Origin of the sequence: Pseudomonas sp. YH-1, assembly GCF_051990045.1 — a bacterium.
GTDB classification, from domain to species: Bacteria; Pseudomonadota; Gammaproteobacteria; order Pseudomonadales; family Pseudomonadaceae; genus Pseudomonas; species Pseudomonas nicosulfuronedens.
The window spans coordinates 2,078,395-2,099,560 of the sequence record NZ_CP178184.1 but is presented as its reverse complement, the minus strand read 5'-3'; the positions used below and the strand labels follow the sequence as shown (position 1 = coordinate 2,099,560).

The window sequence follows — 21,166 nt, the reverse complement described above, 5'->3', positions numbered from 1 at the left end:
GGCGGAGCGCTCAGACCACGCCCTGGGCCAGCATCGCGTCGGCAACCTTGACGAAGCCGGCGATGTTGGCGCCCTTCACGTAGTTGATCCGGCCATTCTCCTCGCCGTAGGCGACGCAGGCATGGTGGATGTTCTGCATGATGCCGTGCAGGCGCTGGTCCACTTCCCCAGCGCTCCACAGCAGGCGCATGGCGTTCTGGCTCATCTCCAGGCCGCTGGTGGCCACGCCACCGGCGTTGGACGCCTTGCCCGGCGCGTAGAGGATGCCCGCTTCGATGAAGATATCCACAGCCTCCAGGGTCGATGGCATGTTCGCGCCTTCGGCCACGCAGATACAGCCGTTGGCCAGCAGGGTGCGCGCATCGTTGGCATCCAGTTCGTTCTGCGTGGCACAGGGCAGCGCGATGTCGCAGGCGAGCGACCACGGACGTTCGCCGGCGAGGAAACGCAGGCCGGGGCCGGTCATCTCGCTGAGACGGCCGCGACGGACGTTCTTCAGCTCCATGACCGCTTCCCACTGATCCAGGGTCAGGCCGGCCTCGATGAACAGGGTGCCTTCGGAGTCGGACAGCGAGATCACCTTGCCGCCCAGCTCCATGACCTTCTGCGCAGCGTACTGGGCCACGTTGCCGGAGCCGGAGATGGCCACGCGCTGGCCGTCGAAGCCGCTTTCGCGGGCCTTGAGCATCTCCTGGGCGAAGTACACGCAGCCGTAGCCGGTGGCTTCCGGACGGATCAGGCTGCCGCCGTAGGTCATGCCCTTGCCGGTCAGCACCGAGGTGAACTCGTTGGACAGGCGCTTGTACTGGCCGAACAGGTAGCCGATCTCGCGGGCACCCACGCCGATGTCACCAGCCGGCACGTCGAGGTCCGCACCGACGTGACGGAACAGTTCGCTCATGAACGACTGGCAGAAGCGCATGACCTCGGCGTCGCTCTTGCCTTTGGGATCGAAGTCCGAGCCGCCCTTGCCGCCACCCATGGGCAGCGAGGTCAGGGAGTTCTTGAAGACCTGCTCGAAGGCCAGGAACTTCAGCACGCCCAGGTTCACCGAGGGATGGAAGCGCAGGCCGCCCTTGTACGGGCCGATGGCGCTGCTCATCTGGATGCGGAAACCACGGTTGACCCGTACTCGTCCGGCATCATCCACCCACGGTACGCGGAACAGGATCGCGCGTTCGGGCTCGACGATGCGTTCGACGATGCCGGCCTGCAGGTAATGCGGGTTGGCTTCGAGGAAGGGCCAGAGGGAGCGCAGCACCTCTTCCACCGCCTGGTGGAATTCGGGCTGGTCGGGGTCGCGCCGCTTGAGGCGCTCGAGGAACGAGTCAACGGATTGCGTCATGTCTACACCGGTACTTTTCTGATTATGTGATGCTTTTTGCCGGCAGACTCTAACAACCCACGCCGCCCCGAGATAGTGCAGCGTGACGCTTTTATGAATCTTTATGGTGCAAAAATATAAATTCCGCTACTGCCGGACCGGCAGAAAAGCAGTTTTTTGTATACAAAATCAATAGAAGATTGAAATCAAGATATTCCTTCAAGCAGGATAATCCCGATGCCCACACGCTTATTCGCGCTCCTTGTCGCCCTCACCTGCACGCTCAGTCTTCCTGCCCACGCGGCCATGAAACTCGGCAATTTCACCGAGTCCGGCGCGCTGGTGGTGGCGGATACATTCGACAGCGAAGTGATCCACAAGTCGAACTTCAGCACCGACGACCTGCAGCGCATGTCGCGCCAGCTGGAGGAACAGCAACGCGCCCTGCAGGACCAGGCGCGGCAAATCGACACACTGCAACGCCAGCTGGAGGAACAGCGTCGCGCCCTGGACGATCTGAAGCGCAGTCGCTGACGAAAAGCGGCAGAAATGAAAACGGGGCCCGAAGGCCCCGTTTTCATTGAGAAGCGGCTTACGCCAGCTTCTTGTAACGCACGCGGTGCGGCTGCGAGGCAGCGTCGCCCAGGCGTTTTTTACGATCGGCTTCGAACTCGGTGTAGTTGCCTTCGAAGAAGACCACCTTGCCGTCATCCTCGTAGGAGAGGATGTGGGTCGCGATGCGGTCCAGGAACCAGCGATCGTGGGAAATCACGATGGCGGCGCCAGGGAAGTCCAGCAGCGCCTCTTCCAGCGCACGCAGGGTTTCCACGTCGAGGTCGTTGGACGGTTCGTCGAGCAGCAGGACGTTGCCGCCCTGCTTCAGGGTCAGGGCCAGGTGCAGACGGCCACGCTCACCACCGGAGAGGTCCTTGACGAACTTCTGCTGGTCGCCGCCCTTGAAGTTGAAGCGGCCGACGTAGCTGCGCGACGGGACTTCGTAGTTGCCGATCTTGATCTGCTCGAAGCCATCGGACACCTGCTCCCATACGGTCTTGTTGCCGTCGAGGATTTCGCGGCTCTGGTCGACGCTGGCGATCTGCACGGTTTCGCCGATCTCGATGGTGCCCGAGTCCGGTTGCTCCTTGCCGGTCAGCATGCGGAACAGGGTCGATTTACCCGCGCCGTTGCCGCCGATCACGCCGACGATGGCGCCCTTGGGAATGCTCAGCGACAGATCGTCGATCAGCTGGCGATCGCCGTAGCCCTTGCTGACGTTGTGCAGCTCGATGACCTTGTCGCCCAGGCGCGGACCGGCCGGGATATAGATCTCGTTGGTCTCGCTGCGCTTCTGGAATTCCTGCGATTGCATTTCCTCGAAGCGCTGCAGACGGGCCTTGGACTTGGACTGGCGAGCCTTGGCGCCCTGGCGCACCCACTCCAGTTCGGCTTTCATGGCCTTGGCGTGGGAGGCTTCCTGCTTGGCTTCCTGGGCCAGGCGGTTGGCCTTGGATTCCAGCCAGCCGGAGTAGTTGCCTTCGAACGGGATGCCCTGGCCACGGTCCAGCTCGAGGATCCAGCCGGCGACGTTGTCGAGGAAGTAACGGTCGTGGGTGATCGCTACCACAGTGCCCGGGAAGTCGTGGAGGAAGTGTTCCAGCCAGGCGACCGAGTCGGCGTCCAGGTGGTTGGTCGGTTCGTCCAGCAGCAGCATGTCCGGGGCGGACAGCAGCAGGCGGCACAGGGCGACACGGCGCTTCTCACCACCGGAGAGGTGTTCGATCTTGGCATCCCACGGCGGCAGGCGCAGGGCGTCGGCGGCGACTTCCAGCTGGCGCTCCAGGTTGTGGCCGTCGGAAGCCTGGAGGATGGCCTCCAGCTTGGCCTGCTCGGCGGCCAGGGCGTCGAAGTCGGCATCCGGCTCGGCGTAGGCGGCGTAGACCTCGTCCAGGCGGGCCTGGGCGGCCTTGATCTGGCCAACGGCCTCTTCGACGATCTCGCGCACGGTGGCCTGCGGGTCGAGCTTGGGCTCCTGCGGCAGGTAACCGACGTTGATGCCAGGCATCGGGCGGGCTTCACCTTCGATCTCGGTGTCGACGCCGGCCATGATGCGCAGCAGGGTGGATTTACCCGCGCCGTTCAGACCGAGTACGCCGATCTTGGCGCCAGGGAAGAACGACAGGGAAATGTTCTTGAGGATTTCACGCTTGGGCGGCACGACCTTGCCGACCCGGTGCATGGTGTAGACGTATTGAGCCATGGATACCTGACTTCTGGGATGAATTGTGATCGGGATGGCCGGAACGGACGACGGCAGGTTCCGGGACGCCGGCACTTCGGGCCGGAGCGGCAGCACTGCGGGCCACCGAAGGGCGCGAACGGCCGATGGACGGCCCTTCGCGCGGGACTCTGCGGGGATGTACTTTATGCCCCGAACTTTGGCCGTACATCACGCGCGCGTGCGGCAAAGCTACCGGAATGAGGCAGGAAGGGCAAACGACGCTCGTCGGCCATACTGGCACTTAGCCGCCTTTCCGGGCATCCTAGCCCGCGCCGAATTCAGCCGTATCGCCCCAGGTCCTTAAGTCCTTGTCTATTTTCCCCCGTACTCCTCCGGACGCCCTGGTCAGGCCTGGCCGCGTGGCGACCCGGACCGCGCTGGTGCTACTGGTGCTGTTCATGCTCGGCCTGCTGGGCTGGCAGCTGCACCAGGAGTTCCGTAGCCAGGAGCGCTTCGAGCGTGAACGGGTCGTGCTGCACGGCGAACAGATGGCCCAGCGGATTTCCCTGACCCTGGAGCTCAAGGCCGTGGCGGCCCAGGCCCTGCTGCAGCAGGAGCAGGACCGCGAGCACAGCGATGTCCACACGCCGCTGATCGCCGGCCTGAAACACATCTACCCGTCCTTCCACAGTCTGGTCCAGCTGGATGCCAGCGGCACGCCCGTGCGCGACTCCGCCAGCGGCATCAAGGACGGCGCCTTCATCGAGTCCCTGCGCCAGCGCAGCTCGCAGCAGGCCTATCACTACGCCTTCAGCGAAGAAAACGGCGGCCACTTCTATGTCTGGCTGAAGGCCACAGAGCCGGGCGAAGGCGACAGCGTTCTCCGCCTTGACGAGAAGATTGCCCGGCGCGGCTGGGCAGCGCAGATTCGCCCCGAGTCGCCGGACTGGATCCTGGTCGACGACGTCCAGCAGAAGGTCCTAGGCCGCTCCAGCGGCTACCGTCCCGGCCCGCTGTCCGCCGCCTCGCCGCTGGAGCAGGCACAGAGTCTGGACGGCCTCGACATCCAGAACACCGATTGGCAATTGCATCCGCAATTCGACGACCGGCAGATCCGTGCCACCCTGCTGCCGCGCCTGGGCGGCGAGCTGGCGCTGCTGCTGGTACTGGCAGGCATCGCCGGGGCCGCCCTGTTGCGCCTGCAACGCGAGCAACAGAACCTGCGTGCGCTGACCGTGGAGTCGCAGCAGAACCTGCGTCAGGCCGCGCAAGCCCTGGGCGCCATCGACGAGCGCGTCCTGGTGACCCGCGCCGACGGCCGCCTCGCCTACCTCAACCCGCAGGCCGAGCAGTTGTTCGGTATCAGCGCCGACAAGGCTGGTGAACACCATCTTCTGGAGTTGCTGCCCGGCCTGGGCGGTCTGCTGCCTGGCAGCGATGCCTCGGCAGACAATGGCTCCGAGCTGGTGCGCGTCAACGATACCGGCCAGGCCCGGCTGTTCGCCGTCAGCCACCACTCCCTGGACGACAGCCCGCTATCGCCGGAGCAGAGCTGGGTACTGCGCGGCAACCTGCCCCAGGGCGGGCAGGTCTGGGTGCTACGCGACGTCACCGAGGAGCAGCAGGCGCTGCACATCCTCGAAGAGACCCGTCGGCGCTACCAGGACATCTTCGACGGCGTCGGTGTCGCCCTCTGCGTGCTCGACCTCTCCGGCCTGCGCCAGAGCCTGGTGGACCTCAACCTGCGCCGGCAGAGCGACCTGCGCGAGTGGCTCGCCTCGCAGCCCGAGCGCCTGCCCTGGCTGCTGCGCCAGGCGAAGATCACCGAGATCAACAACGTCGCCAAGCGCCTGATGCGCGTCACCAACACCGAGCAAGCCTGGCAGATTCTCATTGGCAGCGCCGGCATGCGTCCGGACGGCGTGCGCAGCAAGGTGCTCGAGGCCGTGTTGCATGGCCAGGGCATGGTCGAGCTGGAAGCCTGCATCAACACCCGGCAGGGTGAGCAGCGCCACCTGTGGTTGCAGTTGCGCGTGCCGGAGATGATCCAGGACTTCCACGCCGTCACCCTGAGCCTGTCGGACATCACCAGCCGCAAGCAGGTCGAACTGTCGCTGATCGAGCGCGAAAAGTTCTGGTCCGACGCGGTGCGCGCGGTGCCTGACACTCTCTATATCCATGACATTGCCGCGCGCCGGGTGATCTTCACCAATCACAACCTGGGCTACCAGCTCGGCTACAGTGGCGACGAACTGCGCGAGATGGGCGAGCGTTTCTGGGAAAAGGTCCTGCACCCGGACGACGTGGAGTACTACTGGCGCATCCGCAACCTGCAACAGGTGGTCGGCGACGGCCTGTTGCTCGACAGCCAGTTGCGCTGGCGCCACCGCGACGGCTCCTGGCACTGGTTCGACATCCGCGAGCAGGCCCTGACGCGCGACAGCGATGGTCGCGTGGCGCGGCTGATCGGCGTGGCCAAGAACATCACCGACACGGTGGAGGCGCACAACTCCCTGCGCGAGAGCGGTCGTCGCTATCGCATGCTCGCCGAGAGCATCAGCGACGTGATCCTCTCCACCGACGCCCAGGTCAAGCTCAACTACATCAGCCCGTCGATCCAGCAGGTGCTCGGCTACAGTCCCGAGTGGGTGCTGTCCAACGGCTTCCAGCAGGTGGCCGCCAACCCAGCGCAGCTGGAGCGCCTGGATGAACTGCTGAACCGCGTGCAGGGCGCCATCGGCGAGCCCAAGCGCCTGGCCGAACTGCGCGAAAGCGCCGAGCCGCAGCTGTTCAGCCTCGACTGCCTGCACGCGGACGGCCACAAGATTCCCGTGGAACTGCGCATCGCCCTGATGTGGGACGACCACGGCCGCTTCGAAGGCCTGCTCGGCGTCGCCCGCGACGTCAGCCAGCAGCGCCGCGCCGAACGCGAGATGCGCATGGCGGCCACGGTATTCGAGCACTCCACCGCGGCGATCATGGTCACCGACCCGGCCGGCTACATCGTGCAGATCAACGACTCCTTCAGCCGACTCACCGGCTACTCCGCCGAGGAGGTCCTGGACCAGTTGCCGCGCATGCTCACCGCCGACCGCCAGGAGGCCAACCAGCTCAAGCATGTGATGGAGAGCCTGCACCGCAGCGGCAGCTGGGAAGGCGAGATCCTGCAGAAGCGAAAGTCCGGCGAGCTCTATCCCAGCTGGGTCGGCATCAATGCGGTACACGACGAGGAAGGCGACCTGGTCAGCTTCGTCTGCTTCTTCAGCGACATCAGCGAGCGCAAAGCCAGCGAGCGACGCATCCACCGCCTCGCCTACTACGACGCCTTGACCCACCTGCCCAACCGCACGCTGTTCCAGGACCGCCTGCACACCGCGCTGCTGCAGGCCGAACGGCACCAGCAGTGGGTGGTGCTGATGTTCCTCGACCTCGACCGCTTCAAGCCGATCAACGACTCCCTCGGCCACGCCGCGGGCGACCGTATGCTCAAGGAAGTGGCCGAGCGCCTGAGCCACTGCGTCAGCGACGACGACACCGTGGCGCGCATGGGCGGCGACGAGTTCACCCTGCTGCTGCCCGGCCAGAAGGACCGCGATAAAGCGCTGAGGCAGGCGATCCAGGTCGCCGAGCAGATCCTCTCCAGTCTCGCCCGCCCCTTCACCCTGGAAGGCCGCGAATTCTTCGTCACCGCCAGCATTGGCGTGGCGCTCTCGCCGCAGGACGGCGCCGAGCTCAGCCAACTGATGAAGAACGCCGACACGGCGATGTACCACGCCAAGGAAATGGGCAAGAACAACTTCCAGTTCTACCAGGCCGAGATGAACGCCCGCGCCCTGGAGCGCCTGGAACTGGAAAGCGACCTGCGCCGCGCCATCGAGCTGCACGAGTTCGTCCTGCACTACCAGCCGCAGTTCACCGGCGACGGCCGCCGCCTGACCGGTGCTGAGGCGCTGCTGCGCTGGCAGCATCCCAAGCGCGGACTGATCCCGCCGGCGGAGTTCATCCCGGTGCTGGAAGAACTCGGTCTGGTTGCCCAGGTCGGCGACTGGCTGCTGGAACAGGCCTGCCTGCAGCTGCGCGCCTGGCACCGCGACAAGGTGCGGGTGCCGAAGATTTCCGTGAACCTCTCGGCCCGGCAGTTCGCCGACGGCCAACTGGGCGAGCGCATCGCCGGCATCCTCGAGGACACCGGGATCGCCCCGGCGTGCCTGGAGCTGGAGCTGACCGAAAGCATCCTGATGAGCGACGTTTCCCAGGCGATGCAGATACTTCAAGGCCTGAAACGCCTGGGCCTGGCGATTGCGGTGGACGACTTCGGCACCGGCTATTCCTCGCTCAACTACCTCAAGCAGTTCCCCATCGACGTGCTGAAGATCGACCGCAGCTTCGTCGACGGCCTGCCCCACGGCGAGCAGGATGCGCAGATCGCCCGCGCCATCATCGCCATGGCCCACAGCCTGAACCTGATGGTGATCGCCGAGGGCGTGGAGAGCCACGAGCAGCTGGACTTCCTGCGTGAACACGGCTGCGACGAGGTGCAGGGCTTCCTCTTCGGCCGCCCGGTGCCGGCAGACCAGTTCGCCGCACTGTTCGCCAGCAACGCACTGTTCCTGCTCGGCTGAGCGCACCACTGCGCACGGCGAGCGCCCTTGCAGGAGGGGTGGAGCGTAGCGATACCCATGCTGTCGCGATGCCGGGCCGATGGGTATCGCTACGCTCCACACCATCCTACGTCGTGTTCATCCTGCACCTTCGACAAGCCGGCTACCCACGCCACTCGGCGGCTTGTCTCTCCCGCGATCCTGGCCTTGAACCCCGCTTGTCAGCCACATGACCGCCTTTCATGTGCCAGCACCGGCGCCTTGGGTTAGAATGCGCGCCTTTCCCCCAGCACCCGATCCTTAAGAGGACCGCCATGTTCAGCCGTGATTTGACCCTCGCCCGCTACGATGCCGAACTCTTCGCCGCGATGGAGCAGGAAGCCCAGCGCCAGGAAGAGCACATCGAGCTCATCGCCTCCGAGAACTACACCAGCCCGGCGGTGATGGAAGCCCAGGGTTCGGTGCTGACCAACAAGTACGCCGAAGGCTACCCGGGCAAGCGCTACTACGGTGGTTGCGAGTACGTCGACGTCGTCGAGCAGCTGGCCATCGACCGCGCCAAGGAGCTGTTCGGCGCCGACTACGCCAACGTCCAGCCGCACGCCGGCTCCCAGGCCAACGCCGCCGTCTACCTGGCCCTGCTGTCGGCCGGTGACACCATCCTGGGCATGAGCCTGGCCCACGGTGGTCACCTGACCCACGGCGCCAGCGTTTCTTCCTCCGGCAAGCTGTACAACGCCGTGCAGTACGGCATCACCGACGCCGGCCTGATCGACTACGACGAAGTCGAGCGCCTGGCTGTCGAGCACAAGCCGAAGATGATCGTCGCCGGCTTCTCCGCCTATTCCCAGGTCCTGGACTTCGCCCGCTTCCGCGCCATCGCGGACAAGGTCGGTGCCTACCTGTTCGTCGACATGGCCCACGTGGCCGGTCTGGTCGCCGCTGGCGTTTACCCGAACCCGGTGCCGTTCGCCGACGTGGTCACCACCACCACCCACAAGACCCTGCGCGGCCCGCGCGGCGGCCTGATCCTCGCTCGCAAGAACGAAGAGATCGAGAAGAAGCTGAACTCCGCTGTCTTCCCGGGTGCCCAGGGTGGCCCGCTGGAGCACGTGATCGCCGCCAAGGCCGTGTGCTTCAAGGAAGCCCTGCAGCCCGAGTTCAAGGCCTACCAGCAGCAGGTCCTGAAGAACGCCCAGACCATGGCCAGCGTGTTCATCGAGCGCGGCTTCGACGTGGTTTCCGGCGGTACCCAGAACCACCTGTTCCTGCTGTCCCTGATCAAGCAGGACATCACCGGTAAGGACGCCGACGCCGCCCTTGGCCGCGCCTTCATCACCGTGAACAAGAACAGCGTACCGAACGACCCGCGCTCCCCGTTCGTCACCTCCGGCCTGCGTATCGGCACCCCCGCCGTGACCACCCGCGGCTTCAAGGAAGCCGAGTGCCGCGAGCTGGCCGGCTGGATCTGCGACATCCTGACCAACATGGGCGACGAGTCCGTGGTGGACGGCGTGCGCGAGAAGGTCAAGGCCATCTGCGCCAAGTTCCCGGTCTACGGCGCCTAAGCCGAACCCGCGAACAGCACGACGAAAAAGCCCGGCAGATGCCGGGCTTTTTCATGGCCTCACTTTCCGCTGGCCGGCGGCGAGTTTGCGGCATCACGCAGGACGCAGCGGATATCCCCGTGATTTTTCGCCTCCTGGCAGTACCGGGCGATCTCAGCCTCGGTCTGGTATCTGGGTTTGGTTTCACTCGCGCTCTTGACCACCATCGCCGTCACGACAGTCAGAGCGATGAACAGCAGAACCACAACATGCAGGTAGCGCCGGTAGCGTAACCATAGACTGGCCACAAATCCGATACCCCTGTCCATGACACTGAAGTGTTTGAACAGATGCAGGCCCAACATTACTCCGGGTGCGATGACGAGCGCTTGCAGCCACAAGTCGGGGACCCTCAGCCCCGACGCACCACCGACAGCCAGAGCCATCACATAGCTGATGGCGCCATGCCAAAGAGGGCGAATACCCGCGCCATGTTGGTGCCAACTTGCCGGCAAAAAGCCGCTCAAGCGGTAATCCAGCTTGGCTAGCGCATAACCGGTCATAGCCTGGAACCACCCGATCACCCGGCTCAATACCCCGGCAAGAACGGCTGACACCACGGGAAGACCGATGAGCAGAACCCCATAATCAGGCTTTGGCTTGGCCAGCTCCCCCGGAGCTACCGTCACGCCATAGAACACCAGGAAAGCGCCCCACAAGACGGCCGTTCTCCCGACCCAAGGCCCGCTCCGCCCCAGGTCGCGCCAGAAGACTTCATCCAGCGGCGCACCGGGCAGGCGTTCCAGCAACTGCGGATAGCGATAGATGAACGCCCTGGCGATAGAAGTGCTGTGCTGCCGATCCTCCTCGTCGAAGTCCGCCATGAACCGGCGCCGCTGACGGGCATCGAAAGGCGAAAGCAGCAGCCGGGCAGCCCGACACTCTGCCGTCAGCTCCCAGCGTCGAGCGTTGTCCAGCACCCGCGCGTAGAAGCGCTCGGCATCCCAGCGTTCCAGCAGTTCGCGCCATTGATAGTCAGGGCAATTGGCTTCCCGCTGGCCTTCCTGCCAGGCAAACACGGCGGCCACCTGGTCCAGGGTGTCGCTGGACCATGACGGCATCTCCAGCAGCATCGACACTACCGCGCTCTCCAGCAACGCCCGGCCGTCGTAGCTCTGCAGCCAGGGTTGCCCGGCCAGGGTCCGCAGGCCATCCACCAGCGCGGCCGGCTCGCCATGGTTGTGCAATTGACGCAAGCACAGGAGATGAGTCTGCAAGATCCGAACATACAGCGGCTGGAGTTCCAGCGACGTCAGCGCGGGAGCCTCGATCACCTCCAGCCAGTGGTACTCCTGGCAGGCCGCCTCGCGGAGGATGGATTCATACTCCTCCTCCAGGCACAGGCGCAGCACGCCGCGTTCGAACGCCACAGCGAGGCCGGCGGCTTCGGCTTGCAAGCGACGCTCGGTGAGCAGAGAGGGACGCAGCCCGGACAGCAGCTCTGCCAGGCGTTTCGGTCGTTCGTCGCGAAACTCCTGAAGCAGTTCTGGTACTGGTCCTGGCAATTCGACCACCACCGGAGTGGGCACCGAGGAAGGCGCATCCTCCGGCAGATCTGCTTCCGGAACGACCTCATCCCGATTTTCCGCACGCCATTGCGCCCAACGCTGTGCCTGCTCGTAGGCCTCACGCAGAGCCTGGAAGGCCTCAGGGTCCTCATCCGGGCGAGTCCCCTTGAGCAACCGCGCGTAGTGCCGCCTGATGGTTCGCTCATCCGCCTCGGCATCCAGGCCGAGGACTTCCCAACAACTCATGGCCGCTTCCTTTATTGCCAGGGGGATCGTTCGAGTTCCTCGAGGCGCTGCTCGATGGCCGCGCGCAGGTCAGCGATGCGGCCGGTGTCCTGGGTTCCGAGCACCTGCTGGAAGCTACCGGCCATCTGCGCGAGCATCTCCCGCACCTCGCCCAGGTGCTCCTGATACAAGCGCTCCAGGCGCGCCAGCAGCACAGTGTTGACCAACTGCTCGCGAGGGTGAACCTTCAACTGCGCCAGCTCGGCGAGACGACGACGCACTTCCTCCGGCGACAGCACGCCAGGGCTCTTCTCGATCACCAGGCTGTGCACCTCGTCGGTGGCGGGGATCTTCACTTCCGCCTCAAGGATGCCGTTGTTGTCGTAGGTGAAGCGCACATCCAGCTCCACCTCGCCCGCCGGGCGCGGTGGAACGGGAATGCTCAACTCGCCCAGGGCGATGTTGTCCTTCACCATGCGGCTTTCACCCTGGAATATCTTCAGCAGCACTTGGGTCTGGTTGTCGTGCAGCGTCTGGATGGTCTTCACCCGGCTGATCGGCACGACGCAGTTGCGCTCGATGATCGGCAGGTAATGGCCGGCCTCGTACATTCGTCCGAACTGCGCCGTGGTCTCGATGCCCAGCGAGTACGGGCAGACATCAGTCAGCACCACTTCTTCCAGCGCCGCCGCCCGCTGCTTGAGCGCCGCCTGGACCGCGGCGCCCAGCGCGACGACCTCGTCCGGGTTGATCTGCATGGCCGGGAAGCGCCCGAACAGGCCCGCCGCCAGCTTGCGGATCAGCGGCATGCGTGTGGTGCCGCCGACCAGCAGAATCTCATCGAGATCGGCGACGCGGATACGCGCATCGCGCAGGGCGCGCTCGATGGGGCCGCGCAGCCGCTCCAGCAGTGGCGCGCAGATCTTCTGCAGTTCGTCCTGACTGATCACCTGCTCCCACTGCTGCCCCCCATGGGCCAGACTGAAGGTGGCCGTTGCTTCCTGCCCCAGAGCCTGGCGCACGCGCTCGGCCTCCCTGCGCAGGCGATTGCGCAGACCGGGGCTGTCGACATCAGGAAAAGCCTTGTCCTGGCGCTGGCTGGACAGGAAATGCTGGACCAGCGCGGCATCGAAGTCCTCGCCGCCGAGGAAGTTGTCGCCAGCGCTGGCGCGGACCTCCATCACCCCTTCGAAGAGTTCGAGGATCGAGACGTCGAAGGTGCCGCCCCCCAGGTCGAAGACCAGAAACGAGGTTTCCCGGTCCTTCTGGTGCACGCCATAGGCCAGCGCGGCGGCGGTGGGTTCGTTGACCAGCTTCTCGACCTTCAGCCCGGCCAGCTCCCCGGCGATCCGCGTCGCCTTGCGCTGGGCATCGCTGAAATAGGCCGGAACGCTGATCACAGCCTCCGTCACTGCTTCGCCAAAGGCCCGTTCGACATCCTCCTTGAGGCTGCGCAATACCAGCGCAGACAGCTCTTCGGGACGGAAGCGGCGAGCACCGAGGCTGATTTCCTGGGCACTGCCCATGTGCCGCTTGAACAGCGCCGCAGTCAGTTGGGGATGGGTCTGCAGCCGCTCTCGGGCGGCCTGGCCGACCAGGACTTGTCCCTGATCGTCCAGCCCTACGACGCTGGGCGTAATCACGCTTCCCAGCGCATTGGGCACCAACTGTGGAGAATCATCACGCCAAACGGCGACTAGGCTGTTGGTGGTACCGAGGTCGATGCCGACAATCACTCTGGCGCTCTCCTTGCGGGGCATGGCGAACCCGGTCGCCTCACTGCCCGATCCATCGGAATGTAAAGCCGCTATTACAGCGATTAGCCTGTACCGGGTAAAGCCCGTCGAAGTCGCATCAGGGTTGCCCTCCCGCTCCCTGCTCCGGTTGCACCGGCACATCGCGCAGGTCATTGAGCCGGCGCACCAGTGTCTCCGCCTCCGCCTGGCTGGCGAAGCCCTTGAGCATCACCTGACCATCGGTCACCACCCGCGTCACCTTCGGCAGCAGGCGCAGTTGCCCGTCGATGACCACCGCCAGCGCCTTGCCCTGTTCTTCTTCGGTCAGTTTCGCCAAACGCTGGCTGGCGTCGGGCGTGAACAAGACGCGCACCGCCGGCTTGCCGTCGGCCACGCTGGCCAATTGGGCCCGCTGCACGTCGCGCTGGGTGAGCACCGGGTGGGTTTGCAGCAGCACCGCTTTGCCCTGCGGGTCGGCTAGGGTGCGAGTGCTGGCCGTGGGCTTATCCGCCACCGCGTGAACATCGAATGTGTGCTGGGGCGTGGCCGGCGGCGCGCCGGCGCAGGCGCCCAATAATGAGGCGAGCAGGATCGGAATAGAGCGTTTCATCGACTGCGAATCGGACAGGACGGCCCGGTCGGGCCAGGGTTATGGAGAGTCAGACCACCGCCAGCGTACAAGTTGCACTCCCTTGGTCGGCGCCCGCGACTAAGCTTGCAGACGAACGGATGCTGGCGGTCCGGTCAGAAATTCTCCGGCGCAGGACGAGCTGGTATCATGCGCGCCTTTTGCCGGCCACAAGAACAGGCGCACGGCCCACCTGGGCATGCACCTTGCTTTTCCCGGCCAGAACGATAACGGCGCGAGAGCGTCACGGGGAGCCAAACATGCTGGAAAAGCTGTTCCAACTCAAGGCGCACAACACCAACGTGCGTACCGAGATCCTGGCGGGTATCACTACCTTCCTGACCATGGCCTACATCCTTTTCGTCAACCCGAGCATCCTCGGCGAGACGGGCATGGACAAGGGCGCGATCTTCGTGGCGACCTGCCTGGCCGCAGCCATCGGTTCGGCGGTGATGGGCCTGATCGCCAACTACCCGATCGCCCTCGCTCCCGGCATGGGCCTGAACGCCTTCTTCACCTACACCGTGGTCCTGCACATGGGCCACACCTGGCAGGTGGCGCTCGGTGCGGTGTTCCTCTCCGCGTGCATGTTCTTCGTCATCTCGATCTTCCGCATCCGCGAATGGATCATCAACAGCATCCCGCTGGCCCTGCGCTCGGCGATCGCCGCCGGCATCGGCCTGTTCCTCGCGCTGATCGCGCTGAAGGAGTCGGGCATCGTGGTCGCCAACCAGGCCACCCTGGTAGGCATGGGTGACCTGGCCAAGCCGGCACCGCTGCTGGCGATCCTTGGCTTTATCCTGATCGTCGCCCTGGAAGCCCGCCGCGTGACTGGCGCTGTGATGATCGGCATCCTGGTCGTCACCTTCATCTCCATCGCCATCGGCGTTTCCCAGTTCGGTGGCGTGGTGTCGATGCCGCCGTCGCTGGCGCCGACCTTCCTGCAGCTGGATATCAAGGGCGCGCTGGACATCGGCCTGTTCAGCGTGATCTTCGCCTTCCTCTTCGTCGACCTGTTCGACAACTCCGGCACCCTGATCGGCGTGGCCAAGCGCGCCGGCCTGATGGGCAAGGACGGGCACATGCCGAAGATGGGCCGTGCGCTGATCGCCGACAGCTCCGCCGCCATGGTCGGCTCGCTGCTGGGCACCTCCACCACCACCAGCTACATCGAGTCGGCGGCGGGCGTTTCCGCTGGCGGCCGTACCGGCCTGACCGCCATCGTGGTCGCCGTGCTGTTCCTGCTGGCACTGTTCTTCGCCCCGCTGGCAGGCAACGTGCCGGCCTTCGCCACTGCGCCGGCCCTGTTCTTCGTCGCCGTGCTGATGGCCTCCGGCCTGGCCGAAATCGACTGGGACGACCTGACCGTCGCCGCACCGGTCGTAGTAACCGCCCTGGCGATGCCGCTGACCTTCTCCATCGCCAACGGCATCGCCTTCGGCTTCATCACCTGGACCGCTTGCAAGCTGCTGTCCGGCCGCTTCCGCGAGCTGAACCCGGCGCTGGTCATCCTCTCGATCCTGTTCGTGATCAAGCTGGGCTGGTTCAACGCCTGATTTTCTTTTCGCGGCATGGGTATCGCTGCGCTCCACACCACCCTACGAGTCGCACCGGCGTAGGATGGTGTGGAGCGCAGTGATACCCATCAGGATGCCGCCGACCACACGAGTTACCCGCCCCATGAGCAGTCCGCGTTTCGATCCGTCCCACTACGACAGCCAACTGGCCGACAAGGTCGCCCGCCTGCGCGAGCTGCTGGCGCCCTTCGCCGCGCCCGAGCCTGCGGTGTTCGATTCGCCCCGTGAGCATTACCGCCTGCGCGCCGAGTTCCGCCTGTGGCGCGAGGGCGAGGCACGCCACTACGCGATGTTCGAGCAGGGCGACAAGCACACGCCGATCCTGATCGAGGAGTTCCCCATCGCCAGCCAGCGCATCAACGAACTGATGCCGCGCCTGAAGGCTGCCTGGGCCGAGCCGACGCTGGGCCACAAGCTGTTCCAGGTGGAATTCCTCACCACCCTGGCGGGCGATGCGCTGATCACCCTGTGCTACCACCGCCCGGTGGACGCGACCTGGCAGGCTGCTGCCGAGAAGCTGGCTGCCGAGCTGGGCGTGAGCATCGTCGGCCGTTCGCGCGGCAAGCGCCTGGTGGTGGGCCGTGACTATGTGAGCGAAGAACTGACCGTCGCCGGCCGCCTGTTCCGCTACCGCCAGCCGGAAGGCGCCTTCACCCAGCCCAACGGCGAGGTGTGCCAGAAGATGCTCAACTGGGCGTACGAAGCCCTGGGCGAGCGTGAGGACGATCTGCTGGAGCTGTACTGCGGCAACGGCAACTTCACCCTGCCCCTGGCGACCCGCGTGCGCAAGGTGCTGGCCACCGAGATCAGCAAGACCTCGGTGAACGCCGCCCTGGCCAACCTGGCCGACAACGCCGTGGACAACGTGACCCTGGTGCGCCTCTCCGCCGAGGAGCTGACCCAGGCGCTCAACGAAGTGCGCCCGTTCCGTCGCCTGGCCGACGTCGACCTGAAGTCCTACGCGTTCGGCAGCGTGTTCGTCGACCCGCCGCGCGCCGGCATGGACCCGGACACCTGCGAGCTGACCCGGCGCTTCGACAACATCCTGTACATCTCCTGCAACCCGGAGACCCTGGCGCAGAACATCGCCCAGCTGCACGACACCCACCAGGTGAGCCGCTGCGCCCTGTTCGACCAGTTCCCCTACACGCACCACATGGAAACCGGCGTACTGCTGACCCGCCGCTGAGCACTGGCCGCATAGTCGCCTGCCGCCCAACCAAGGGTTGGGCGGTGTGCAACCGCAAGGCGACTACGCTTGCGGGACAATGACAAGAGGCACGTCCATGTCCCGCCTGATCCTCCCCCTGCTCTGCCTGCTGCTGGCCGCCTGCGCCGGCAGCGATCCTGCCAACATCAGCGTCTCCCCCGCCGCCAATGGCCGGCAAAGCACCTTCTTCATCCAGGCCGTGCGCGCACAGGGCCACCGCGAAGACCTGGAAGATCGCTTCGATCTTGCCGTGCGCCGCGCGCTGGAAGCCAAGGGCTACCGCTACCAGGACAATTCAGGGGAGCTGCGGGTGATCTATGCCGTCGGCCTGGACAGCCAGACCGGCATTGTCCAGCGCCCAGTGGTGACCGGCGCGGGTGTGATGACCCAGACCCAGATCACCGACCAGGAACAGGCGCGCCTGGCGCTGCAGATTATCGACGAGGCAACCGGGCAGGTGCTTTATCAGGCGCAGGTGGCGCGCCAGCTGCACGACCCGAAGATCACCCAGCAGGCGGTGGACGAAGGTATCGCCCGCCTGCTCAAGGACTTCCCCGCCCATGCGGGGAGCTGAGGATCAGCTGTAGTTCGACGGCGACTTGCGCACGAACTTGATGCTGTACTTGAAGTCGGCCTTGCGCGTCACACTGATGGCGCGGCGGGTGACGGTATCGATGGTGATGTTCCAGTTGCCGGTGCTGGGCACCTTGATCTTGGCCGGGAACCGGTCGAACGCGCCGCCGTGGTAGACGTGGCGCCCGCCATTCTTGAAGCTGCGGAAGGCGGCATCGGTCATCAGGCGGATGTTGCAGGTCATGGAGCACTCGATGACGACCAGGTCGCCTTCGTTCAGGTGTTCCCGTTGATGTACGAACTTCATGCTGGCTCCGCCTTGCTTCTACCGCGAAATCAATACGATAGCACGGAGCGGGGTTGGCCCGGCAGCGGCGCCGCCCGCAGACTGCGCCGCCTATCCGAAGCTCAGAGTCCCTCGAAGTCCGCCTTGCGCTCCTCGGGCTCCGGCTCTTCGCGCACCACCACCTGGCGATTACGCGACTGCCGCTCCAGCCAGTAGAGGGCGAAGATCGCCAGCGCCGAAATCACTCCGCGGTAGACCACCCCGGCCAGTTGCGCATCCCATTCCATGCCGCCCTCGGTCCAGGCGATCAGCAGGCGCGACAATGTCAGGGTCAGCTGCACCAGGATCACCAGGATCAGCGCCGGGCGCACCAGCAGACGACGGCGCAGGGCGAAGACGAGGAACAGCGCGAGGGCGAACTGGTGGCCGCCATAGAACACGCGAGCGTCGCTCACCGACGACGGCTCCATCAGCAACATGCCGCTGAGGTTGGCCATCTCATAGGGACGAATCCAGTAGAGCAGTCCCAGGCCACCCCAGACCAGAGCCTGGACCAGCAGGACGAGACGGGCGAAGAGCATCCGATTTCTCCTTGGCCATACAGCCATTGCCGAGCGTCCAGACCTGCGACCGGGAGTCGCGGACGCACACCGATCAGCTAGAGACCCCGCACGACGCGGCAAGTTCGACGTCCGCGTCATATGGGGAAACAAACGGCGAGTGGGGGCTGAAGACGCTCGGGAGTATGCTCGGTCGCGTTCGAATTTCGAGGTTCCAACCATGCGCACCCTGCTTCTGCTAACCGCCCTCGTCGCCGGCGCCGCCCAGGCTGCCGAGCCGCTGTCCATCGACGTGCACCGCGATGCCAACTGCGGCTGCTGCAAGGACTGGATCAAGCACCTGGAAAGCAACGGATTCACCGTCAACGACCACGTCGAGGCGGACATGAGTGCAGTGAAGACCAAACTTGGCGTGCCGCACAGCATGGGCTCATGCCACACCGGCGTGATCGACGGCAAGTTCGTCGAAGGTCATGTGCCGGCTGCCGACGTGCTCAAGCTGCGCGAACGCGCGGACCTGGTCGGTGCCGCCGTGCCAGGCATGCCGATGGGTTCGCCGGGCATGGAGATGGGCGACCGCCACGACGCCTACCAGGTGGTCGGGCTGACCAAATCCGGCCAACGCGAAGTACTGGCAGACTACCCCGCACACTGATCTTACATCGAGGCACTCCCTCACCCCTGAAAGCTGGTGGAGGTGGGATGGGGCTTCCGGCGCGCGGGGCACTCTCCAGGTTCCCGCGCGGCAATGCTCCACGAGCATGACGGGGTGAGGGACTCCAAAAAGAAAGGGCGACCAGCAGGTCGCCCTTTTCATTCATGTGGCCTTCACTCGGCCTTGGCCGGCAGCAGCCCATCGGCACGGAACATTGCCTTGATCCCGCGCACGGCCTGGCGCAGACGGTCACGGTTCTCGATCAGGGCGAAGCGCACGTGGTCGTCGCCATAGTCGCCGAAGCCGACCCCCGGCGACACCGAGACCTTGGCGTCCTTGAGCAGCTTCTTGGCAAATTCCAGCGAGCCCAGGTGCGCATAGGGCTCGGGAATCTTCGCCCAGATGTACATGGAGGCCTTGGGGTTCTCCACCATCCAGCCGGCTTCGTGCAGGCCCTTCACCAGCACGTCGCGGCGCTTCTGGTATTGCTCGGCGATGTCGCGCACGCACTGCTGGTCGCCTTCCAGCGCCGCGATGGCCGCCACCTGCAAAGGGGTGAAGGTGCCGTAGTCGTGGTAGCTCTTGATCCGCGCCAGGGCCGAGACCAGCTCCGGGTTGCCGACCATGAAGCCGATCCGCCAGCCGGCCATGTTGTAACTCTTGGACAGGGTGAAGAACTCCACCGCGATGTCCTTGGCGCCGGGCACCTGCATGATCGACGGGGCTTTCCAGCCATCGAAGGTGATGTCCGCGTAGGCCAGGTCGTGTACGACCAGCACGTCGTAGCGCTTGGCGAGGTCGACCACGCGCTCGAAGAAGTCCAGCTCCACGCACTGCGCGGTGGGGTTGGAGGGGAAGCCGAGGATCATCATCTTCGGCTTCGGGATCGATTCGCGGATCGCCCGTTCCAGCTCGTTGAAGAAGTCGATCCCCGGCACCAGTGGCACCGAGCGCACCTGGGCGCCGGCGATCACCGCGCCGTAGATATGGATCGGGTAGCTGGGGTTGGGCACGAGGATAGTGTCGCCGTGGTCCAGGGTGGCGAGCATCAGGTGTGCCAGGCCTTCCTTGGAGCCGATGGTGACGATGGCTTCGGATTCGGGGTCGATCTCGACCTCGTAGCGGTCGCGGTACCAGTGCGAGATGGCGCGGCGCAGGCGCGGAATGCCACGGGACGTGGAGTAGCCGTGGGTGTCTTCGCGCTGGGCGACCTGGCAGAGCTTCTCGACGATATGCGGCGGCGTGGCCCCGTCCGGGTTGCCCATGGACAGGTCGATGATGTCCTCGCCACGGCGGCGGGCGGCCATCTTCAGTTCGGCGGTAATGTTGAAGACGTAAGGGGGCAGGCGATCGATGCGCGCAAAGCGACGAGCTGAACGGGGTTCAGTCATGGTGTCCTCTGATGAACGTAGGCGCCCGGAACCGTCCGAGCGACGCCGGCCACTGCGGTGGCCTGGAAAGCGCGGCGCTGTGACCTGCGCTTTCTTGTCGGCGAACATATAGCTCGCTAGGCTGGCTGTCGAGTTTTTCTTTAGCCGCTCAAGGGCGGCATCTGGAGGCCCATGTCCGCGCAACAGTACTGGCAGCTCGACGTCTTCGCCGACCAACCGCTCACCGGCAATGGCCTGGCGGTGTTCCCCGATGCCCGCGGCATCCCCGAACAGACCCTGCTGGCACTGACCCAGGAGCTGCGGCAGTTCGAGTCGATCTTCCTGTTTCCGTCCGCCTCCCTGGATACCTACTCGGCGCGCATCTTCACCGTCGATGAGGAACTGCCCTTCGCCGGCCACCCGGTGCTGGGCGCGGCCGCGCTTTTGCACCACCTGCACCAGCGTGGCGAAGAGGAACACTGGACACTGTTGCTGCCAGCCAGGGAAGTGAAAGTGGCCACACGCCGTCGCGGCACCGGCTTCCACGCCGAAATGAACCAGGGCGCCGCTGACTTCGGCACCGTGCTCGATGACGACGCGCGCCGCTGGTTCGCCGAGGCCTTCTCGCTGACCACCAGCGATCTCGCCGACTACCCCGCCGCCGTGGTCAGCACCGGCCTGCCCTACCTGCTGCTGCCGGTGCGCAGCGAGGCCCTGGGACGCGTGCGCCAGCGCACGGATCTGTCAGCCGAGCTGGCCAAGCTCAATGCCGCCTTCGTTTTCGTGCTGGATGTGGATAATCGCGAAGGCCGAACCTGGGACGGTGCCGGGGTCATCGAGGACGTCGCCACCGGCAGCGCCGCCGGCCCTGTTGCCGCTTACCTGGTGGAACTGGGCAAGGCACGCCGTGGCGAGCTGTTCCAGTTGTCCCAGGGCCGCTTTGTCGGCCGCCCGAGCCGGCTCGACGTACAGGTCGGCCAGGACGATGAGGTTCGCGTCGGCGGCGACGTGCAACTGCTGGCCCGCGCCGAGCTGTTGCACCGTTTCGCCTGACGACCGGGCTGGCGGCCTGCCCCACCCGAGACAAC

15 protein-coding genes and 1 pseudogene are annotated in these 21,166 nt (G+C 65.2%); 8 read left to right on the top strand and 8 right to left on the bottom strand.

Annotation, left to right across the window (positions count from 1 at the left end; all coding sequences use genetic code 11):
- Positions 1-10: 10 nt before the first annotated feature.
- Positions 11-1,345 (bottom strand): NADP-specific glutamate dehydrogenase, encoded by a 1,335-nt coding sequence (gene gdhA, locus ACKI1H_RS09925; RefSeq protein ID WP_236172568.1) that lies wholly within the window; start codon positions 1,343-1,345, stop codon positions 11-13.
- A gap of 216 nt (positions 1,346-1,561) precedes the next feature.
- Between gdhA and ACKI1H_RS09920 the strand changes: the two genes are divergently transcribed.
- Positions 1,562-1,858: a hypothetical protein gene (locus ACKI1H_RS09920; RefSeq protein ID WP_246084804.1), complete on the top strand. Its 297-nt coding sequence runs from the start codon at positions 1,562-1,564 to the stop codon at positions 1,856-1,858.
- Positions 1,859-1,916: 58 nt separating this feature from the next.
- Here the strand turns inward: ACKI1H_RS09920 and ettA are convergent, their stop codons facing one another.
- The gene (gene ettA, locus ACKI1H_RS09915) at positions 1,917-3,581 is read right to left on the bottom strand and encodes an energy-dependent translational throttle protein EttA (protein WP_017521646.1); all 1,665 of its coding nucleotides are present in this window, start codon (positions 3,579-3,581) and stop codon (positions 1,917-1,919) included.
- Between the two features lie 419 nt (positions 3,582-4,000).
- Here ettA and ACKI1H_RS09910 point away from each other — a divergent pair, with 419 nt between their 5' ends.
- Positions 4,001-8,164 (top strand): EAL domain-containing protein, encoded by a 4,164-nt coding sequence (locus ACKI1H_RS09910; protein ID WP_440468845.1) that lies wholly within the window; start codon positions 4,001-4,003, stop codon positions 8,162-8,164.
- 293 nt (positions 8,165-8,457) lie between these two features.
- Positions 8,458-9,711, top strand: coding sequence for a serine hydroxymethyltransferase (gene glyA, locus ACKI1H_RS09905; RefSeq protein ID WP_024763060.1), 1,254 nt, complete (start codon positions 8,458-8,460; stop codon positions 9,709-9,711).
- A gap of 59 nt (positions 9,712-9,770) precedes the next feature.
- Here the strand turns inward: glyA and ACKI1H_RS09900 are convergent, their stop codons facing one another.
- The 3 genes from ACKI1H_RS09900 to ACKI1H_RS09890 form a co-directional block, all read right to left on the bottom strand.
- Positions 9,771-11,504 (bottom strand): hypothetical protein, encoded by a 1,734-nt coding sequence (locus tag ACKI1H_RS09900; protein ID WP_440468257.1) that lies wholly within the window; start codon positions 11,502-11,504, stop codon positions 9,771-9,773.
- A gap of 11 nt (positions 11,505-11,515) precedes the next feature.
- Positions 11,516-13,219, bottom strand: coding sequence for a molecular chaperone HscC (locus tag ACKI1H_RS09895; RefSeq protein WP_236172583.1), 1,704 nt, complete (start codon positions 13,217-13,219; stop codon positions 11,516-11,518).
- A 118-nt stretch (positions 13,220-13,337) separates the two neighbouring features.
- Positions 13,338-13,829 carry a SecDF P1 head subdomain-containing protein gene (locus tag ACKI1H_RS09890; protein WP_440468256.1) on the bottom strand — a complete coding sequence of 164 codons (492 nt, stop codon included), beginning with the start codon at positions 13,827-13,829 and terminating at the stop codon, positions 13,338-13,340.
- A gap of 278 nt (positions 13,830-14,107) precedes the next feature.
- Here ACKI1H_RS09890 and ACKI1H_RS09885 point away from each other — a divergent pair, with 278 nt between their 5' ends.
- The 3 genes from ACKI1H_RS09885 to ACKI1H_RS09875 all read left to right on the top strand — a co-directional run bounded on the left by ACKI1H_RS09885 (position 14,108) and on the right by ACKI1H_RS09875 (position 17,208).
- Positions 14,108-15,403 (top strand): NCS2 family permease, encoded by a 1,296-nt coding sequence (locus tag ACKI1H_RS09885; RefSeq protein ID WP_045217177.1) that lies wholly within the window; start codon positions 14,108-14,110, stop codon positions 15,401-15,403.
- Between the two features lie 124 nt (positions 15,404-15,527).
- Entirely contained in the window at positions 15,528-16,613 is a 1,086-nt protein-coding gene (trmA, locus tag ACKI1H_RS09880; RefSeq protein WP_440468255.1) for a tRNA (uridine(54)-C5)-methyltransferase TrmA, read from the top strand.
- A 97-nt stretch (positions 16,614-16,710) separates the two neighbouring features.
- Complete coding sequence (locus tag ACKI1H_RS09875; protein ID WP_138520271.1) at positions 16,711-17,208, top strand: DUF4136 domain-containing protein; 498 nt, start codon at positions 16,711-16,713, stop codon at positions 17,206-17,208.
- A 3-nt stretch (positions 17,209-17,211) separates the two neighbouring features.
- Here ACKI1H_RS09875 and ACKI1H_RS09870 read toward each other — a convergent pair whose 3' ends face one another.
- On the bottom strand, positions 17,212-17,514 hold the full coding sequence (locus ACKI1H_RS09870; protein ID WP_017521653.1) for a DUF1883 domain-containing protein: 303 nt from the start codon (positions 17,512-17,514) through the stop codon (positions 17,212-17,214).
- A gap of 101 nt (positions 17,515-17,615) precedes the next feature.
- Positions 17,616-18,074 carry a DUF4345 family protein gene (locus ACKI1H_RS09865; protein WP_024763055.1) on the bottom strand — a complete coding sequence of 153 codons (459 nt, stop codon included), beginning with the start codon at positions 18,072-18,074 and terminating at the stop codon, positions 17,616-17,618.
- Between the two features lie 182 nt (positions 18,075-18,256).
- Between ACKI1H_RS09865 and ACKI1H_RS09860 the strand changes: the two are divergent.
- Positions 18,257-18,708, top strand: a pseudogene (locus tag ACKI1H_RS09860) (DUF411 domain-containing protein).
- Positions 18,709-18,881: 173 nt separating this feature from the next.
- On the opposite strand, the gene alaC reads toward ACKI1H_RS09860, so the two are convergent.
- Entirely contained in the window at positions 18,882-20,099 is a 1,218-nt protein-coding gene (gene alaC, locus ACKI1H_RS09855; protein WP_236172563.1) for an alanine transaminase, read from the bottom strand.
- Positions 20,100-20,270: 171 nt separating this feature from the next.
- Here alaC and ACKI1H_RS09850 point away from each other — a divergent pair, with 171 nt between their 5' ends.
- Complete coding sequence (locus ACKI1H_RS09850) at positions 20,271-21,131, top strand: PhzF family phenazine biosynthesis protein (protein WP_236172562.1); 861 nt, start codon at positions 20,271-20,273, stop codon at positions 21,129-21,131.
- Positions 21,132-21,166: the final 35 nt, after the last annotated feature.

Bases quoted from the DNA above. Each gene is read 5' to 3' on its own strand.
- gdhA (WP_236172568.1), bottom strand. From the start codon at position 1,345: ATGACGCAATCCGTTGACTCGTTCCTCGAGCGCCTCAAGCGGCGCGAC.
- ACKI1H_RS09920 (WP_246084804.1), top strand. From the start codon at position 1,562: ATGCCCACACGCTTATTCGCGCTCCTTGTCGCCCTCACCTGCACGCTC.
- ettA (WP_017521646.1), bottom strand. From the start codon at position 3,581: ATGGCTCAATACGTCTACACCATGCACCGGGTCGGCAAGGTCGTGCCG.
- ACKI1H_RS09910 (WP_440468845.1), top strand. From the start codon at position 4,001: ATGCTCGGCCTGCTGGGCTGGCAGCTGCACCAGGAGTTCCGTAGCCAG.
- glyA (WP_024763060.1), top strand. From the start codon at position 8,458: ATGTTCAGCCGTGATTTGACCCTCGCCCGCTACGATGCCGAACTCTTC.
- ACKI1H_RS09900 (WP_440468257.1), bottom strand. From the start codon at position 11,504: ATGAGTTGTTGGGAAGTCCTCGGCCTGGATGCCGAGGCGGATGAGCGA.
- ACKI1H_RS09890 (WP_440468256.1), bottom strand. From the start codon at position 13,829: ATGAAACGCTCTATTCCGATCCTGCTCGCCTCATTATTGGGCGCCTGC.
- ACKI1H_RS09885 (WP_045217177.1), top strand. From the start codon at position 14,108: ATGCTGGAAAAGCTGTTCCAACTCAAGGCGCACAACACCAACGTGCGT.
- trmA (WP_440468255.1), top strand. From the start codon at position 15,528: ATGAGCAGTCCGCGTTTCGATCCGTCCCACTACGACAGCCAACTGGCC.
- ACKI1H_RS09875 (WP_138520271.1), top strand. From the start codon at position 16,711: ATGTCCCGCCTGATCCTCCCCCTGCTCTGCCTGCTGCTGGCCGCCTGC.
- ACKI1H_RS09870 (WP_017521653.1), bottom strand. From the start codon at position 17,514: ATGAAGTTCGTACATCAACGGGAACACCTGAACGAAGGCGACCTGGTC.
- ACKI1H_RS09865 (WP_024763055.1), bottom strand. From the start codon at position 18,074: ATGCTCTTCGCCCGTCTCGTCCTGCTGGTCCAGGCTCTGGTCTGGGGT.
- alaC (WP_236172563.1), bottom strand. From the start codon at position 20,099: ATGACTGAACCCCGTTCAGCTCGTCGCTTTGCGCGCATCGATCGCCTG.
- ACKI1H_RS09850 (WP_236172562.1), top strand. From the start codon at position 20,271: ATGTCCGCGCAACAGTACTGGCAGCTCGACGTCTTCGCCGACCAACCG.